This is a genomic window from Mycetohabitans rhizoxinica HKI 454, from assembly GCF_000198775.1.
GTDB classification, from domain to species: domain Bacteria; phylum Pseudomonadota; class Gammaproteobacteria; order Burkholderiales; family Burkholderiaceae; genus Mycetohabitans; species Mycetohabitans rhizoxinica.
In genome coordinates this window covers 531,817-548,377 of the sequence record NC_014722.1, presented here as the reverse complement: position 1 = coordinate 548,377, position 16,561 = coordinate 531,817, and the positions used below count along the sequence as shown (strand labels likewise).

The window sequence follows — 16,561 nt, the reverse complement described above, 5'->3', positions numbered from 1 at the left end:
ACACGCCATCGCCATCCTCAGGAAAACCGCATGACTGAATACAACAAAAGGCGCCGTACGGTGACGCCATACCGCAGCACAAAGCAACGGGTTGTCGCTGATCACTGGCGCATGCGCCGGTAAGCGTTTGTGCGAGACTTGACATAGTCGTTTGTCGATTAGCCCGTGCAGGCCATCGGCCTCGTCGCGCCCCTCTGCCGCCCAAACGTGCACTCGCCAACCCTCAATAGCCGTGCCGCCTCCTCAGCCTGCGTGAGCCGCTTGTTCTACCAGTCGCTGTAGACTGCTTCGAATCTCATCTTCCGGGTTTCCTTTCAGCAACGTGCCCCGCTCACCGGTGGCGCCCTATGCCCCTCCAAACCGGACACATGACGTGCTACAGACCCGGACAATGCATGGGCTCACGACACTCATGACCGACATGCTTGCCGAGCGTGTCGAATTACGACATAATCACGGTTTGCGCCGCGTGGTGACTTCGATCCTACGCGGATCAGCATCGCTCACGGATAGTGAGTGTGAGGTAGTGTTGCAAGCTGCTTCACCGTTTTGCCCGGGTGGTGAAATTGGTAGACGCAGGGGACTCAGACCAAATTTGAGCCCTTCGGGGGAAACCCCGGAGGTGAAGCCCGTCAAACTCGGTGAAGGCCCTGGACGCGAGTCCGAGCTAATGCCGAGCCAAGCCTTGGCGCCGTGAGGCGTCTTGGAAGGTGTAGAGAGCAGACSGCGGGCACCTAAGGCCAATAGGCTAAGGTGAAGGCGTGCTCCAGACCACGAACGTCCTCTCTCCGAGTGGGCGGCGGCGAAAGCCGAAGTGGGAAGAAAATCCCCCGCCGCAAGGCGTGCCGGTTCGATTCCGGCCCCGGGCACCAACAGTATTTCGGCATAGGCCGCAGTATGCGGACAAACCCCGTGAGATCAACGTCTCACGGGGTTTTCTTTCGTCGATGTGCCAACTCGATGGCCCGGCCGGCGGCGTGAAACCCGGCAGGCTGACGGGATCAATGGCGATCGGCGCTGCTAAGCTTGCGCGCCCTGCGGCGCTTTCGGCCAGACCTTGACCGTCACGATGCGCGGACCGACCCGTTCGTTGACGGTAATCAGGCATGAGCCAAAGTCCACGCTCTGCCCCTGCTGCGGCAATTCGCCCAGTTTGTCCAGGATCATGCCGCCGACCGACTCGGCCGACTGCTCACCAAAGTCCACGCCCAACAGGTGCTCGAGCGAGACGATCGACAGGCTGCCGCGACCGATCACGCTGCCATCCGGCTGCCGTTGCCATTCCACGTCAGTGGCGCGCGTATCGTCCCGGATTTGGCCGACCAGCGCCGCAAGCAGGTCCGGCAACGTGACGAAACCGACCGGCTTGAGCCCGGGACGCCCAATCACCGCAAAGTGAGGCGCACCCGAGCGAAAGCGCCGCAGCAACTCGAGCGCGGGCATCTCCGGCAACACCTCGAGCACGGGGCGCGCAAGCTCGCGTAGGTCGCGCGATGTATGCCCTTCGAGACGACGAAACAGCAAGTCTTTCACGTCGACCATGCCAAGCACCTTGTCGCCACTTTCGTCGAATAGCGGATACCGGCTGTAGCGACTCTTTGCCGCCAACGCCAGGTTTGCGTCGAATGACAGACCCACGTTAAAGCTCACCGCGTCGCGCAACGGACGCATCAGGTCCGATGCAGTCAGCTCGCCGAACTCCAGCGAGTGCGACAACGTACTCAGCTCGTCGCTCGAGAACTGCCGATGCGACCGGCTCGCGCGCACGATCAGCTTCAGCTCGTCACGACCATACGGCGCTTCGGCCTGTCCGGCATCCGACAGGCCAAACCACGCGAGCATCCGGTTCGAGCTGACATTGAGCAATGCAATGGCCGGATACATGATCCAGTAGAACAGGTATAGCGGCACGGCAGTCAGCAGGCCGGCGCGCTCCGGCATCCGGATAGCGAGCGATTTCGGCGCAAGCTCACCTGCCACAATATGCAGAAACGAAATGATCAGGAACGCTAGCGCCAGCGCGATCGCGTCGGCAAGCGGCGGCACGATTTGCAGCATGCTGAACAGCGGGGCCAGCAAATGGGCAAACGCCGGCTCTCCCAACCAGCCCAGCCCAAGCGATGCCAGCGTGATGCCGAGTTGGCAAGCCGACAGGTAAGCATCCAAGTGGGCATGCACGCGCGCCAATACGCGGCCCCGCCAGCCGTAGTGCCGGGAAATGGCCGCGACCCGCGTGCCGCGCAGCTTGACCAGCGAGAATTCCGCGGCAACGAAGAAACCATTGAGAAAGACCAGCAGTAGGGCGGCGACAAACGCAAGAAATGTCTGCATCAGAAAAATCGAAACAGCTCACCGACGCGCGGGAACAAAGGGCCATTGTATGTCAGCGCGGTGACGATGTTGGATCGGCCTAGCGCACAGGTGTTGCGCAGTCGCTGACACGGCCCGCACACCGGCAAGCCGCGACGCGCCGGTGCCCACGCACACGATAACGGGCGCGGCCTACACCAACCGCGTCGCGACGATGGCATTGTTAGAATTCCAACGCATGAACCTCGAGAACATTCTTTTTTCCCAAGGCTTCGGATCGCGGCGCGAGTGCAGAGCGCTCGTCATCCGAGGCGCGGTCACGATTGGCGAGCAGCGCTGTGACGATCCGGATGCCGTCTTCGAGCCGGCAGGGCTGGTATTCCACGTGGACGGCGTACGCTGGGCGTATCGGCACCAGGCTTATCTGGTCTTGCACAAACCACCTGGGTATGAGTGCTCGCACGCACCGCAGCACCATCCGAGCGTCTATAGCCTGCTTCCCCCGGCGCTGATCACGCGCGGTGTGCAATGCGTGGGCCGCCTCGATGCGGATACGACGGGCTTATTGCTGCTCTCCGACGATGGGGCCTTCATCCATCGGCTGAGCTCGCCCAAGCACAAGATACCGAAGACGTACGTAGCCACCACGCGCCATCCGGTGCGGGACGCCCAACTTGATGCGCTGCGTCAGGGGGTGCAATTGCACGGCGAGCCAGCGGTGAGCGTGGCGCGCTCGGCACGGCTGCGTGATGAACACACGATCGAGTTGGTGCTCACCGAGGGGAAATACCACCAGGTCAAGCGGATGATCGCCGCCGCCGGCAACCGCGTCGAGCAACTCCATCGCGAAGCCATCGGAGCACTCGTACTGCCCGCGGCGCTCGCGCCGGGGCAGTGGTGGTGGCTCGAAGCCGACGAACTGGGCATGTTGACGGGATGAAACGAGCGGTATAACCGAACTTCGATCCAACTTCGGCACACTAGCAAACTATGGACCACCCGTATGTGTCAGCCTGATCTTTACCCACATCTCGGCGTGGCGCGGCTTGTAAGCTGGCGCGCCCGATGTTAACTTTTCTCTTGGACAATTTTCTTTGGGTGAAGAGCGACATTGTCTGACGCGAACGATGATGACTGGGCCAGTGATGAGTTTGGCGCCGCGCAGTTGGGCGACGCTCGCCTGAGGCGGCGTCTGATCGCACTCGCGCAACGGCTCTCGCACGCTCCACAAAGCTCGTTTCCGCAGTGCCTGGATGTCGCCGAACTCAAAGCCGGGTACCGCTTTTTTGACAATCCGAAGGTCGACACCGACGGCGTGCTCAATCCGCATATTGGCCAAACACTGGGCCGCATGCGGCAGGTGCCAATTGTATTGGCCGTGCAAGACACGACTGAATTCAACCTCAGTCATCTGCCGGCAACGGAAGGCCTGGGCTATGGCAGCGGACATAATCTGCGCGGCTTCATGATGCATAGCGTGCTGGCCGTGACACCACAGGGCTTGCCGCTCGGTGTGCTGGGCATGAAGACTTGGATTCGCCCACCCGAAGAACTTGGCAAAGGGCTGTCGCGTAAGCAGCGCACCATTGGCGATAAGGAAAGCGTTAAGTGGCTCGAGGGCTTTGAACATCTGTCGGCGCTCAAAGAGCATTGCCCTCAAACGCATATCGTTGGTGTATGCGATCGCGAGGGCGATGTCTATGATGTATTTGTCGCCGAACGCCCCGCTGGCGTTGATTGGCTGGTTCGCGCGAGTTGGAATCGCAGCGTGGATCATCCCGAGAAGTATTTGTGGGAAGCGATGGCCACAGCGCCGTTGGTGGGCCAAACCGAATTGCAGATCCCGGGCTCGGGCCGCACGATAGCGCGCACTGCACGCCTGAGGCTGCGATGCGCTCAGGTGCGCTTGCGCCCGCCGCGCTACCGGCGCTGCAAAGGCGTATCGGATGTTGAAGTCTTTGTGATCCATGTCCTGGAAGCAGCGGTGCCCGAAGGGCTCGAGCCGCTTGAATGGATGTTACTGACGTCGGTGCCCACCCATACTCATGAAGAAGCGCTGGAGCGCCTGGCGTGGTACGCGCGTCGTTGGACGATCGAATCGTGGCATCGCGTGCTCAAAAGCGGCTGTCGCGTCGAGGCACGCCAATTCGGCAATTTGGATCGATTCGTACGGGCGACCGCGCTGTTTGCCGTGATCAGTTGGCGTATCTTGTATGCAACGTTGCTGGCCCGACTGGATGGCCACTTGTCGTGCGAAGTCTTGTTCCAGCCTATCGAGTGGCGCGCGCTGTATTGCCGCGTGCATAGCACCACCAAACTGCCCAACGAGCCTCCATCGCTGGCGCAAGTGGTGCGCTGGGTCGCTAAGCTCGGCGGCTATCTCGCGCGCAAGCATGATCGTCCCCCCGGGCCAACTGTTCTGTGGCGTGGCTTTCTCATCCTGCACGAAGTCACCAAGATGTATCGCATCTTCAGGCAAAACGAGTGACCCATATTTGTGGGTAAACCTCAGATGTGTCAGCCCGGGGGTGCCATTGCTGCACCGCAACATGCTTTCCGCAGTCATATGTCTATACTGACCAGTAAGAACGCCATCAGGCGTACGCTGTGGAGGGACGGCACCATGATCATCAGCGACACCTTCGAGATCACCTATATCACGATTGCGTTCGCGTTGCTCGGCGCAATACTGATCGGGGCACTGCTGACCGCACTTCATCTAAAGCGCAAGTACCATCCCAATCTGATCGGCGCGATCCTTGGCGCACTGCTGTGTTTCGCGATCATTGAGGCCATGCCGATGCTCGCATCGTGAACGGCGTTCAGCGGTGCACGCTCGACAATTGGCGCGCGTGCTCGCGCAAAAAGTCCTCGACACTCGGGTAGCGCAACTTAACCATGAGTTCATCGCGCAAACGTCGGTTAGCCAGGCGGCGGGATTCGCGCATGAACGACAATAATGACGCATCCAGTGTGGTCTCGGCCTGTTGCCGCGTGATGCGCGGCACCGGGCGCAAGTCGCATGCGCGGGCGATACGATCGAAGTACTCACCCATTTTCCAATGCGTAGTGTCGACCGCGTGAACGACGCGCTGCGCTCGGCCGCGGAACAACGCCCGGACCGTGATAGTGGCGAGGTCGTGCGCATGGACGTGACCGGTATAGACGTCGTCCACATCGCACAAAGCGGGCGTACCGCGTCGCAGCCGCTCCACGGGCAGCCGCTCGAGGGCGTAGATCCCGGGCACCCTGAGAATCGACACCCTAACAACCCCTCGTGAGCCGGCGCGACGCAATTGGCGCTCAGCTGATGCACGGCGCACCGCGCGCGCGTTGACCGGCCGCACGGGCCGCGTTTCATCGACGAGCGCGCCATCGCAATCGCCATAGACCCCTGTGGTGCTCATATAGACAATGCGTACCGGCGACGGCTGGCGCAGCATACCCGGCTGCCACCGCCGGTGCCACGCGGCACGCGGTGGCCGCTCGGGTACAATGACGCTCTCGGTCGTGCCGCGTCTGGCAGTTGTGTGCGACCCGCCACCGGCCAGACGCGTCACGACTTTTGGCGCACCGATGGCGACGCGCGGTGCGCGGGTAGCGCGCCGCGGACCCCGCCGCGCGCCCAACGCAGCCAATAGCGCGGCAGTGCGGCGATCWRKCGYACCCGTRCCACGCTGAGCAGGCTGGCGCGCRWATSSRGYWYYKSYMSCGSCMMRMTYGCGTTCAACGCGCYWGCRAGCCCCGGTYGTCAAGATCGCCGAGCCAGCGGCACGAGCCCGGCCGAGCGCAGCGAGGCGAAACGGGCCGGYTGAGTCGTCAGGGCGAACACGCGAAAAGCGTTCGCGCAGCCATGCTGCGCAGCGCAACCCGATATCGCCGCAGCCGACCACCAGGATGCGGGGGCGGCCAAAAGCACGGCGGCGCGGCAGCACGGCTGGCCGCACAGGCGCGCCACCGCCGCTGCGCACGGGCGAGGCGGCGGCGGAAGCAGTGTCTACTACGTGCGGCGGCGTGGCGCACGATTGGAAAGATCGGCTAGAAAGGGTCATCGGGTACATTGTAACGGGCCGGCCGATCAGACGTTTTTGTTATTACTCGATTGAACTATGGCATTCAACGTAACGATCCGACAAAGCGGCAAGCAATTCCAGGTCGAAGCCGACGAACCGGTTTTGAGCGCGGCACTGCGTCAGGGTATCGGCTTGCCGTACGGCTGCAAGAATGGCGCATGCGGCTCATGCAAGGGCCAGCTCGTGAGCGGCAGTATCGAGCAGCGTTCGCATTCGTCATCGGCGCTGTCGAACGACGAAAGAACCCGCGGCATGGCGCTATTTTGTTGCACCACCGCGCAATCGGACCTGGAAATCGATATCCGTGAGATCGCCGGCGTGGGCGACATGCAAGTAAAGAAGCTGCCGTGCCGCGTCAATGCACTGGAGCGCGTGGCGCACGACGTGATCGTGCTCAAGCTGCAACTGCCGGCCAATGAACGGCTGCAATATCTGGCGGGCCAGTACATCGAGTTCATTTTGAAGGACGGCACACGCCGCAGCTATTCCATGGCGAGCGCGCCACACCATGAAGGCCCGCTCGAGCTGCATATCCGGCACATGCCGGGCGGCGTGTTCACCGACCACGTGTTCGGTGCGATGAAGGAGCGCGACATCCTTCGCTTCGAGGGTCCGCTCGGCACATTCTTCCTGCGCGAGGACGCCGACAAGCCGATCGTGCTGCTCGCCTCTGGAACCGGCTTTGCGCCCATCAAGGCAATTATCGAGCATGCCATCTTCAAGGGCATGACACGGCCCATGACGCTGTATTGGGGCGGCCGCCGGCGCGGCGATCTGTACCTGGCAAGCCTGGCCGAGCAATGGGCACGCGACGTGCCCAACTTCAAGTTCGTGCCGGTGCTCTCCGAACCCGATCCGGCCGACGGCTGGCAGGGCCGCACGGGTTTCGTTCATCGTGCCGTTGTCGAGGATCTGCCAGACTTGTCGGGCTATCAAGTATATGCATGCGGCGCCCCGGTGATGGTCGAGGCCGCGCAGCGCGATTTCACCGCGCATCACGGCTTGCCAGCCGACGAGTTCTATGCAGACTCGTTCACCAGCGCAGCGGATCTGGCGAACGCGGTCTGACCGGGTCGCATGGCGGCGTGCCCGCACCGAGCCGCATGCTGAGCAAGCGCGACGCAATTTCCGGTTTACAACCGGCGCTTGCGTCGCGTATTCTTCGCGGRWGATTCGCGCTCAAGCCCATCTGCGACGTCGTTGCTTGCTGCTTCTATAGGGAAGCCGCTGGCTCGTCCCGGACTGTCGCGCAGAATTGCCGCGCACCGGATTACCAAGCCACGGACTTCCGTGGCTTTTGTTTTTTCCGGATCCTTTGTTCCCGTTGGTCGTTGCGTGCGATCGCATTCCCGTTGAGCGGAGAGACTTGCCATGAATTTCCAGGATTACCCAATCCAGTCGCTGATGTACATCACCGATCGTCCCGATATCGTTTTCACGCACGGCAACGGATCGTGGCTATACGACAACAATGGCAAGCGCTATCTGGACTTCATCCAGGGCTGGGCGGTCAATGCGCTTGGGCACGGCAACGACGCGATGATCGACGCGCTGAACCGGCAGGCGCGACTGTTGATCAACCCGAGTCCGGCGTTCTACAACGAACCGATGGCACGGCTGGCGACGTTGCTGACCGACAACAGTTGCTTTGACAAAGTGTTCTTCGCCAACAGCGGCGCCGAAGCCAATGAGGGTGCGATCAAGCTCGCGCGCAAGTGGGGCCGTAAGTTCAAGGGCGGCGCCTACGAAATCATCACGTTCCACCACGGCTTCCACGGTCGCACGCTGGCGACGATGTCGGCCAGCGGCAAGCCCGGCTGGGATACGCTATATGCGCCGCAGGTACCCGGCTTTCCGAAGGCCGAGTTCAACGATATCGGCTCCGTCGAGAAGCTGATCACCGACAAGACCGTTGCGGTGATGCTCGAGCCGATACAAGGCGAAGCCGGCGTGGTTCCCGCGTCGCGCGAGTTCATGCAGCAATTGCGGGCCCTCACGCGCGAACGGGGCGTGCTGCTGATTGTTGACGAAGTGCAAAGCGGCTGCGGCCGCGCCGGCACGCTGTTCGCCTATCAGCTCAGCGGCATTGAGCCGGACATCATGACGCTGGGTAAGGGTATCGGCGGTGGCGTGCCGCTGGCCGCGTTGCTCGCCCGCGACGAGATTGCGTGCTTCGAGGCCGGCGACCAGGGCGGCACGTATAACGGCAACCCGTTGATGACCGCGGTCGGCGAAGCGGTGATATCGCAGCTCGTCGCGCCGGGCTTTCTCGAACACGTGCGCGAGAACGCCCGCTACCTGAGCGAGCGGTTGCTCGCGCTGTCCGACGCGCGCGGGCTGGCCGGCGAGCGTGGCGAAGGCATGCTGCGCGCGTTGCTGCTCGGCCGGGACGTCGGGCCACAAATCGTCCAGAAAGCACGCGAGTTGGCGCCGGAAGGCCTGCTACTGAATGCCGCCCGCCCTAGCCTGCTGCGCTTCATGCCGGCATTGAACGTGACGCGCGCCGAGATCGACCAGATGCTCACGATGCTCGACAACGTGCTGGACCAGGTGCTGTGAGCCCAGGGGGGGCGAGGCCGATATGCGGGCCGGCGCCCGATTGCCGGCAGTATGGGCTGCGCCCCTCGTCCTTAAAAATCAATGGGATCCACCCGCGGTATCGGTGGGATGCCCACCCGCGCCGGCCCGAAGTGCCGGCGCGGGCCACACGTCGAGGCTCGGCCGGTGCCCAGTTGGCTCACTCACCGAGGTAGGCGGTGCGCACCTTGGGATCGTCCAGCATCTGTTTGGCGTCGCCCGACATCGTAATCGCACCGCAGTCCATGACGTAGCCGCGGTTGGCCGCCTGCAGCGCGAGGCGGGCGTTCTGCTCGACTAGCAACACCGTCATGCCTTCCGAGGAAATCGCCTGCACCACCTCGAAGATCTTCTCCACCATGATCGGCGACAGGCCCATCGACGGCTCGTCGAGCAACAGCAGCTTGGGCCGCGACAACAGCGCGCGCGCCATCGCCAGCATCTGCTGCTCGCCGCCCGACAGCGTGCCCGCCAACTGCGTGGCGCGCTCCTTCAAGCGTGGGAAGAAACCGAACATGCGCTCTACATCGGCCTTGATGCCATCCGAATCGGTACGCAGATACGCGCCCATCTGCATGTTTTCCAGGATCGACATGCGCGCGAAGATGCCCCGGCCCTCCGGCACCATCGCCAAGCCCCGCTTGAGCAATTCGTGCGTGGGCACGCCCTTGATCGACTGCCCCAGATAGAGGATATCGCCCCCGGCCCATTCCTTGATCCCGGCGATCGCCTTCATCGTCGTGGTCTTGCCCGCGCCATTGGCACCAATCAGCGTGACCAGCTCACCCTGCCCGACCTTCAGGTCCACTCCGTTGACCGCCTGAATGCCCCCGTAGGCCACCCGCAGTCCCTGGATCTCCAGCATTGCCCCGTTCATTGTGCGCACGTCGCTCGCGGCCATCTCAATGCACTCCTGCGCCCAAATAGGCTTCGATCACCTTCGGGTCCTTCCGCACGTGCTGCGGCAGACCATGCGCGATGACCTTACCGTAATCCAGCACGGTCATGCGGTTACACAAGTGCATCACCAGCTTCACGTCGTGCTCGATCAGCAAGATGGTTTTGCCATCGTCGCGAATCTTCTCCAGCAGTCGCGTGAGTTCGACTTTCTCGGTCGCGTTCATCCCCGCGGCCGGCTCGTCCAGGGCCAGCAGCTTCGGGTCGGTCGCCAGCGCCCGCGCAATCTCCAGCCGCCGCTGGTGACCGTATGATAAATGGCGGGCCGTGTAGTCGGCGTACTGCAGCACGCCCACATAATCCAGCAGTTCCAGCGCGCGCGCCTTGATCTCGCGCTCTTCCTGCCGCTCGGCCGGCGTTTGCAATATCGCGCCGATCAACCCGTGGCGCGTCCGCACGTAACGCCCGACCATCACGTTCTCCAGCGCCGTCATCCCGCCGAACAGCCGGATGTTCTGGAAAGTGCGCGCGATGCCGGCCTTGGCCACCTGGTAGACCGCGGTTGGCGTGTACGGACGGCCGTCCAGCACGAACTCGCCCGAATCCGGCGTGTACAACCCGGTAATCACGTTGAAGAACGTGGTCTTGCCCGCTCCGTTCGGGCCGATCAGCCCATAAATCTCGCCCGAGCGGATCTCCAGCCCCACATCGGAAAGTGCCTGCAGGCCGCCAAAGCGCTTGTTGACGCCCTTCACGGATAGCCGAATCGTTTGCTCACTCATTGCTATTGACTCCGTGTCTCTAGGCGCGCCACGCGCGCAAGGCCTTCTTGCCGTTGCGCCGCGCAGGCTTGGCGAGCTTGTCCTCATGCTTGGCCGCCGGCCACAGCCCCTCCGGCCGATACAGCATGATGACCACCATCGCCAGGCCGTATAGCAACTGTCGGATCACTTCCGTGTCGAGGATGGGATGGCCAAAGATCGCGTTCTGCAACGGTCCCATCGTCGAGCGCAGGAATTCTGGGAATACCGCGAGCAGCACCGCGCCGAGGATCACGCCGGGAATATGCCCCATGCCGCCAAGCACCACGCACGCGAGCACCACTACCGATTCCCAGAAGGTGAACGACTCCGGTGACACAAATCCCTGGAACACACCGAACATCGCACCGGACAGCCCGCCGAATGAGGCACCCATTGCAAACGCCAGCAACTTCACGTTGCGTGTGTTAATGCCCATCGCCTTCGCGGCGACCTCATCTTCCCGAATCGCGGCCCACGCGCGGCCGATACGCGAGTGCTGCAGCCGCGTGCAGACGAAAACCACGAACAGCGAACAGAGCACGAACAAGTAGTAATACAGGTAGACCGTCGGGAACTTCAGGCCGAACAGTTCGTGGGTCTGCGCGAGATTAAAGCCGCCGATCTGCACCGGATCGATGCCCGTGATGCCCTTTGGACCGTTGGTCACATTCACCGGACGATCCATGTTGTTCATGAAGATCCGCACGATTTCACCAAAGCCCAGCGTGACGATCGCCAGATAGTCGCCCCGCAGACGCAGCGTCGGCGCGCCGAGCAACACGCCGCACACGGCGGCCAAAGCCATCGCCACCGGCACGATCAGCAGAATCGATACGTGCAGCCCGCCGGGCGCCAGATGCGCAATCCACTCGAATTGGGTGGTGAGATGAGGCGAGGACAGCAGTGCGGCCGTATAAGCGCCCACGGCATAGAATGCGATATAGCCCAAGTCCAGCAGTCCGCAGAACCCCACCACCACGTTCAGCCCCAACGCCAGCATCACGTATAGCATCGCGAAGTCCAGCACGCGCACCCAGTAAGGCCCGCCTGCGGCGCCAATGAGCAGTGGCGCGCACACGACCAACGCTGTCACCAGCAGCATGACCACATGGTCCTTCGCCGTCTTCTTGATCGAAACCCGTGTCATGGACGGCTCGATAGGTTGAATGGAACGCATATCGACTGCTCCTCAAGACGCGTCAAGCACGATCGGCAACGCGCTCGCCCAACAAGCCGGACGGACGCAAGACCAGCACGAGGATCAGCACCACGAACGCGAACACGTCCTGGTAGTTACTGCCAATCACTCCGCCAGTGAAATCGCCGATGTAACCGGCGCCCAGTTGCTCGATCAGCCCCAGCAGCACGCCCCCCACCATTGCGCCGCCCAGATTGCCGATGCCCCCTAGCACCGCTGCCGTGAATGCCTTGAGGCCCGGAATGAAGCCCATGTAGAAGTGCACGTTGCCGTACTCGGAGGCGATCATCACGCCAGCCAATGCAGCCAGCGCCGAGCCGATCATGAACGTCGCCGAGATCACGAAGTTCGGGTTCACGCCCATCAGGCTGGCCACATTCGGGTTCTCCGCGATCGCGCGCATTGCCCGTCCGAGCTTGGTCTTGTGCACCAGCAGCAGCAGAGCGACCATCACGACAAACGCCGTGACGATGATCACCACTTCTGTGGGCGAGATCACGGCGCCGGGCGACGTATCGGTGGCCTTGATGACATTGATCGGATCGGTGGAAATCAACTGCGGGAACGACAGCGGATTGCGTCCCCAAATGACCATCGCTAACGTCTGCAATAGGATGGAAACGCCGATGGCGGTAATCAGCGGAGCCAGTCGCGGCGCACGACGCAGCGGCCGGTACGCCACCTTTTCGATCGTAATACCGAGGCACGCACATACGGCTGCGGCGATCACCAGTGCAATGACCAACGTGGGTACATTGCCCAGCCCGGGAAAATGTGTCTGCAGCACGCTGATCGCCGAGAGCGCGACCATCGCGCCCACCATCAGTACGTCACCATGCGCGAAGTTGATGATGCCCAGGATCCCATACACCATCGTATAGCCCAACGCAATGATCGCATAGACGCTGCCCAGCACCAGACCGTTCAAGATCTGTTGGATGAAAATATCCATCGAATGCTCCTTGGACTGTACGCCAGGCACGCAGCCGGGCCGCAGGTGATGCGGCATGGCGAGGCGAAGCGCACGGTGCTCCTGGTACCCTAAATGAACCGATCATGATCTACCGCCGGCGACATGGACGTATTCATCATGGGAATACGCGAATGTGCATGGCGGATACGAAAACGGCACCGAGGGCTACCTCAGTGCCGCAGCGTTATACGCCGTTGCCAGCCAGTTCGATGTGGCGCATCACCCCGCTGTAGTCAGTGAACCGCACACGGCCTGACGCCGCGATCTGCATGTAGGCAGCGGCCCAAAAACCGCTGCGCACGCATAACCTGCGACGGGCTAGCTCAATGCCGATTGCCCGATGAGCCACTGGGGCAGCATTTAAGTGACAGGCCATTTTCGGCAGGGGGCAACGGATTTTCTGCCTCGTGCGAATAGCAGTCCTACTTTCCGAATAGAACGATGCCGCAAAATTTGCCAGCCTTCGCTTTATTCTGCTGCATGCGATTGGTCTGCACCGCAAGCGCGTCCCGGATACCGTGCCAGCAAATCGATTCTGCATTAAGAAGGTCTCCCGCGCCTGATAGCAAGACGACTTTCGCCCCTGAGCGGGTCACGAACGCGCGCATTGTAACTCCATTTCCGCATCGGGCAATATTCAAAACTGCCAGGGTTTTCCTGCATTGCAACCTTAATTTTGTGCGCCATAAGCAGAAAAACGTGCAACTTGGTTGCACTCAATTCATCTCTAAAGCTGCGCCCAAGCCGCACCCATATCGAGCGCAATTGCACCACCGTATTCGATAAGCGGGGCTTTCTTTGAAGTCATTTGATTAGAGAATGAATCCAGCACCCATGCGGCGGCGAAGTTTGCTGGCGGCACACAAGGCCGCACGCGAAACACTACGCGCGACGCCCGCCTCAGGCGCAAAGCGTCGGCGCAGTGCGCTTAGGCTGGCAGCGCCAGTCCTTTGGGCAACGGGAAGGAGACGTTTTCTTGGACGCCATCCAACGTCCGGACATAGGAAGCACCCAATTGACGCAGCCGCTCGACAACCGCCTGCGCCAGTGCCTCGGGAGCCGARGCGCCCGCCGTCACGCCGACGCGTTGCTTGCCGTCCAGCCAAGCCGGATCGATTTGCTCCGGCGCATCAACCATGTAGGCCGGCACGCCACGCTTTTGCGCTACTTCGCGTAGACGGTTCGAGTTGGAACTGTTCGGACTGCCGACGACGATCACGACATCGCACTGCGGCGCCATGAATTTCACCGCATCTTGCCGGTTCTGCGTCGCGTAGCAGATGTCTTGCTTCTTCGGCTCGCGAATGGCGGGAAAGCGCGCCTTCAGCGCGCCGATCACCTCCGTTGCATCGTCGATCGACAGCGTGGTCTGCGTCACGTATGCAAGCCGGTCGGGATCGGCGAGCTTTAGCGCAGCAACGTCCGCCGCGGTCTCGACTAGGTGCATGCCCGCACTGGCCTGCCCCATCGTACCTTCGACCTCCGGATGGCCGCGATGGCCCACCATCACAATCTCGAAGCCTTCGGCACGCAGCTTGGCCACCTCCATGTGCACCTTGGTGACCAGCGGGCAAGTGGCGTCAAAGACCCGCAATCCTCTGTCGATCGCGCGGGTGCGCACTGCCTTTGGCACGCCGTGCGCGCTGAAGATCAGCGTCGCGCCGTCCGGGACATCGTCGAGCGATTCAACGAATATCGCGCCCTTGCGACGCAGGTCATCCACGACATAGGCGTTGTGCACGATCTCGTGACGCACGTAGATCGGCGAACCGAACAGCGTCAACGCACGCTCGACGATCTCGATCGCCCGATCAACGCCCGCGCAGAATCCACGCGGCTGTGCCAGCAGTATTTCGCTCGGGTATCCGGTTGTTGCGGTCATGGCGCTTCCTACAGAATGCCGATGATCTGGACCTCGAAGGTCAGATGTTGGCCGGCCAGCGGGTGATTGAAGTCGAACAGCGCGTACGTCTCGCCGACCTCCTTGAGCACGCCGGCATAGCGCGCTCCACTAGGGGCGTTGAATTCGACCAAATCGCCAGGGGAGAAATTCTCGCCAATCATCGAATTTTCGCGCAGCGTGGCCAGCGAAACCTTCTGCACCAGTTCCGGATTACGCAAGCCAAATGCCTGCTCCGGTGTTAGCCGAATGGTCGAGTGGTGCCCAACCTTCATGCCGAGCAGAATGTCTTCCAGTGGTCCCGCGAGCTGTCCCGCGCCGAGCAACAGCGTCGCAGGCTTGTCGTCGAACGTGTTGACGATGTCCGCGCCCCCCTCCAGCGAAAGCCGGTAGTGCAGCGTGACATGGGAACCGGGCTTCACCTCGGAAATATCAATGATGCTCATGCGCAAATTTCGAATACCGCGCGTCGCGGACTGCGACCGCGCAAGCTGTCATTGTAAGCCACCGCAGCGACACCAACAGGGAGGTTAATCAATGCAACCCGGAACCGACAACCCGACGGCGCGCCGACATGTGCCGATCCCGATCCGCCAATGGCCGGAACATGAGCGGCCACGGGAGCGATTGTTCGTTGCCGGTGCGAGTGCCTTGAGCGATGCGGAGCTGGTCGCACTATACCTGGGCAGCGGCAGTCGCGGGCGCGATGCAGTCGGACTGGGTCAGCAATTGCTGGCGCGCTTTGGCTCACTGCGCGGGTTGTTCAGCGCGTCCCATGACGAGTTGATTCAGGTCACCGGCATCGGACCGGCAAAGATCGCACGATTGCAGGCGGCCACGGAGATCGCGCGACGCGCGCTGGGCGAGCAATCGCGCGAGCAAGCGACACTGGATCACCCCGAGATCGTCGAAGACTATCTGCGCCTGATGATTGGCACCCGGCCCTATGAGGTGTTTGTTTGCTTGTTCCTCGACACTCGGCTGCGCATGATTCATGCGGAAGAGCTGTCCCGCGGCTCTTTGTCGCATGCCGCAGTCTATCCGCGCGAAGTCGTCAGACGCGCGCTGGAGACCAACGCCGCCGCGTTGATCATCGCGCATAACCACCCATCTGGCGCGGCGCAGCCCAGTGCAGCGGACCTGTCGATGACACGCACGCTCAAGAATGCGTTGTGCTTGATGGACATCAAGCTGCTCGATCATTTCATTGTGACATCGGACACCATTCTGTCACTCGCGCGCCACGGACTACTATAGCCGGACGCGCGCGACGGCCAGCGCAGATGACACAAAACGGGTTGATTTTCCTTGTCTTTTTCTGCTAGGATTGCGGTTTGCCCGTACCAACCCTTTCGTATCACCCGAATTTAAGCGTATTAGGAGTGCTCTGATGGCACGCAAATGTCAAGTTACTGGGAAAGCGCCGATGGTCGGCAATAATGTTTCCCACGCGAACAACAAGACCAAGCGTCGCTTCCTCCCGAACTTGCAAAGCCGCCGGTTCTGGGTGGAAAGCGAAAATCGCTGGGTGCGACTGCGCGTTTCGAACGCGGGCCTGCGCCTGATCGACAAGAATGGCATCGATCCCGTGCTCGCAGACCTGCGTGCGCGCGGTGAAGCTTAAGGAGCTGCGACATGGCCAAAGGCGCTCGCGACAAGATCAAGCTGGAATCGACGGCCGGAACCGGTCACTTCTACACCACGACGAAGAACAAGCGCACGATGCCTGAAAAGATGGCGATCATGAAGTTCGACCCGGTCGCGCGCAAGCACGTGGAATACAAGGAAACGAAGATCAAGTAATAGATCTGCGGGACCTCCGATCGGCCC

The 16,561-nt window shown here is 61.7% G+C and carries 17 protein-coding genes; 8 read left to right on the top strand and 9 right to left on the bottom strand.

The window, feature by feature from the left end:
* Positions 1-1,020: 1,020 nt before the first annotated feature.
* Positions 1,021-2,331 (bottom strand): hemolysin family protein, encoded by a 1,311-nt coding sequence (locus tag RBRH_RS02385; RefSeq protein ID WP_013434338.1) that lies wholly within the window; start codon positions 2,329-2,331, stop codon positions 1,021-1,023.
* A 217-nt stretch (positions 2,332-2,548) separates the two neighbouring features.
* On the opposite strand from RBRH_RS02385, the gene RBRH_RS02380 reads away from it, so the two are divergent.
* From RBRH_RS02380 to RBRH_RS02370, 3 genes are all read left to right on the top strand, one after another.
* Positions 2,549-3,250: a 16S rRNA pseudouridine(516) synthase gene (locus RBRH_RS02380; protein WP_041753089.1), complete on the top strand. Its 702-nt coding sequence runs from the start codon at positions 2,549-2,551 to the stop codon at positions 3,248-3,250.
* A gap of 171 nt (positions 3,251-3,421) precedes the next feature.
* Positions 3,422-4,798, top strand: a complete 1,377-nt coding sequence (locus tag RBRH_RS02375) for an IS4 family transposase (protein WP_013434336.1) — start codon at positions 3,422-3,424, stop codon at positions 4,796-4,798.
* Positions 4,799-4,933: 135 nt separating this feature from the next.
* On the top strand, positions 4,934-5,125 hold the full coding sequence (locus RBRH_RS02370; RefSeq protein WP_041754049.1) for a hypothetical protein: 192 nt from the start codon (positions 4,934-4,936) through the stop codon (positions 5,123-5,125).
* A 7-nt stretch (positions 5,126-5,132) separates the two neighbouring features.
* Here RBRH_RS02370 and RBRH_RS20050 read toward each other — a convergent pair whose 3' ends face one another.
* Positions 5,133-5,753: an NAD-dependent epimerase/dehydratase family protein gene (locus RBRH_RS20050; protein WP_232509323.1), complete on the bottom strand. Its 621-nt coding sequence runs from the start codon at positions 5,751-5,753 to the stop codon at positions 5,133-5,135.
* A gap of 666 nt (positions 5,754-6,419) precedes the next feature.
* Between RBRH_RS20050 and RBRH_RS02360 the strand changes: the two genes are divergently transcribed.
* Both RBRH_RS02360 and RBRH_RS02355 read left to right on the top strand, forming a co-directional pair.
* Positions 6,420-7,451, top strand: coding sequence for a CDP-6-deoxy-delta-3,4-glucoseen reductase (locus RBRH_RS02360; RefSeq protein ID WP_013434331.1), 1,032 nt, complete (start codon positions 6,420-6,422; stop codon positions 7,449-7,451).
* A 303-nt stretch (positions 7,452-7,754) separates the two neighbouring features.
* Positions 7,755-8,942: an acetylornithine transaminase gene (locus RBRH_RS02355; protein WP_013434330.1), complete on the top strand. Its 1,188-nt coding sequence runs from the start codon at positions 7,755-7,757 to the stop codon at positions 8,940-8,942.
* A 178-nt stretch (positions 8,943-9,120) separates the two neighbouring features.
* Here the strand turns inward: RBRH_RS02355 and RBRH_RS02350 are convergent, their stop codons facing one another.
* The 7 genes from RBRH_RS02350 to RBRH_RS02320 all read right to left on the bottom strand — a co-directional run bounded on the left by RBRH_RS02350 (position 9,121) and on the right by RBRH_RS02320 (position 15,177).
* Positions 9,121-9,837 carry an ABC transporter ATP-binding protein gene (locus RBRH_RS02350; protein ID WP_041754048.1) on the bottom strand — a complete coding sequence of 239 codons (717 nt, stop codon included), beginning with the start codon at positions 9,835-9,837 and terminating at the stop codon, positions 9,121-9,123.
* Positions 9,838-9,862: 25 nt separating this feature from the next.
* Positions 9,863-10,639, bottom strand: a complete 777-nt coding sequence (locus tag RBRH_RS02345) for an ABC transporter ATP-binding protein (RefSeq protein WP_041753087.1) — start codon at positions 10,637-10,639, stop codon at positions 9,863-9,865.
* 19 nt (positions 10,640-10,658) lie between these two features.
* Complete coding sequence (locus RBRH_RS02340; RefSeq protein WP_013434327.1) at positions 10,659-11,837, bottom strand: ABC transporter permease subunit; 1,179 nt, start codon at positions 11,835-11,837, stop codon at positions 10,659-10,661.
* A gap of 22 nt (positions 11,838-11,859) precedes the next feature.
* The gene (locus tag RBRH_RS02335) at positions 11,860-12,810 is read right to left on the bottom strand and encodes a branched-chain amino acid ABC transporter permease (RefSeq protein WP_041754047.1); all 951 of its coding nucleotides are present in this window, start codon (positions 12,808-12,810) and stop codon (positions 11,860-11,862) included.
* Positions 12,811-13,015: 205 nt separating this feature from the next.
* Positions 13,016-13,180 carry a hypothetical protein gene (locus RBRH_RS18595; protein ID WP_157864323.1) on the bottom strand — a complete coding sequence of 55 codons (165 nt, stop codon included), beginning with the start codon at positions 13,178-13,180 and terminating at the stop codon, positions 13,016-13,018.
* 579 nt (positions 13,181-13,759) lie between these two features.
* Complete coding sequence (gene ispH, locus RBRH_RS02325; RefSeq protein WP_013434324.1) at positions 13,760-14,713, bottom strand: 4-hydroxy-3-methylbut-2-enyl diphosphate reductase; 954 nt, start codon at positions 14,711-14,713, stop codon at positions 13,760-13,762.
* A gap of 8 nt (positions 14,714-14,721) precedes the next feature.
* The gene (locus tag RBRH_RS02320) at positions 14,722-15,177 is read right to left on the bottom strand and encodes an FKBP-type peptidyl-prolyl cis-trans isomerase (protein WP_041753084.1); all 456 of its coding nucleotides are present in this window, start codon (positions 15,175-15,177) and stop codon (positions 14,722-14,724) included.
* A 91-nt stretch (positions 15,178-15,268) separates the two neighbouring features.
* On the opposite strand from RBRH_RS02320, the gene radC reads away from it, so the two are divergent.
* The 3 genes from radC (at position 15,269) to rpmG (ending at position 16,534) form a co-directional block, all read left to right on the top strand.
* On the top strand, positions 15,269-15,988 hold the full coding sequence (gene radC, locus RBRH_RS02315; protein ID WP_013434322.1) for a RadC family protein: 720 nt from the start codon (positions 15,269-15,271) through the stop codon (positions 15,986-15,988).
* 133 nt (positions 15,989-16,121) lie between these two features.
* Positions 16,122-16,355, top strand: a complete 234-nt coding sequence (gene rpmB, locus RBRH_RS02310) for a 50S ribosomal protein L28 (protein ID WP_041753083.1) — start codon at positions 16,122-16,124, stop codon at positions 16,353-16,355.
* 11 nt (positions 16,356-16,366) lie between these two features.
* Entirely contained in the window at positions 16,367-16,534 is a 168-nt protein-coding gene (gene rpmG, locus RBRH_RS02305) for a 50S ribosomal protein L33 (RefSeq protein WP_013434320.1), read from the top strand.
* Positions 16,535-16,561 lie beyond the last annotated feature (27 nt).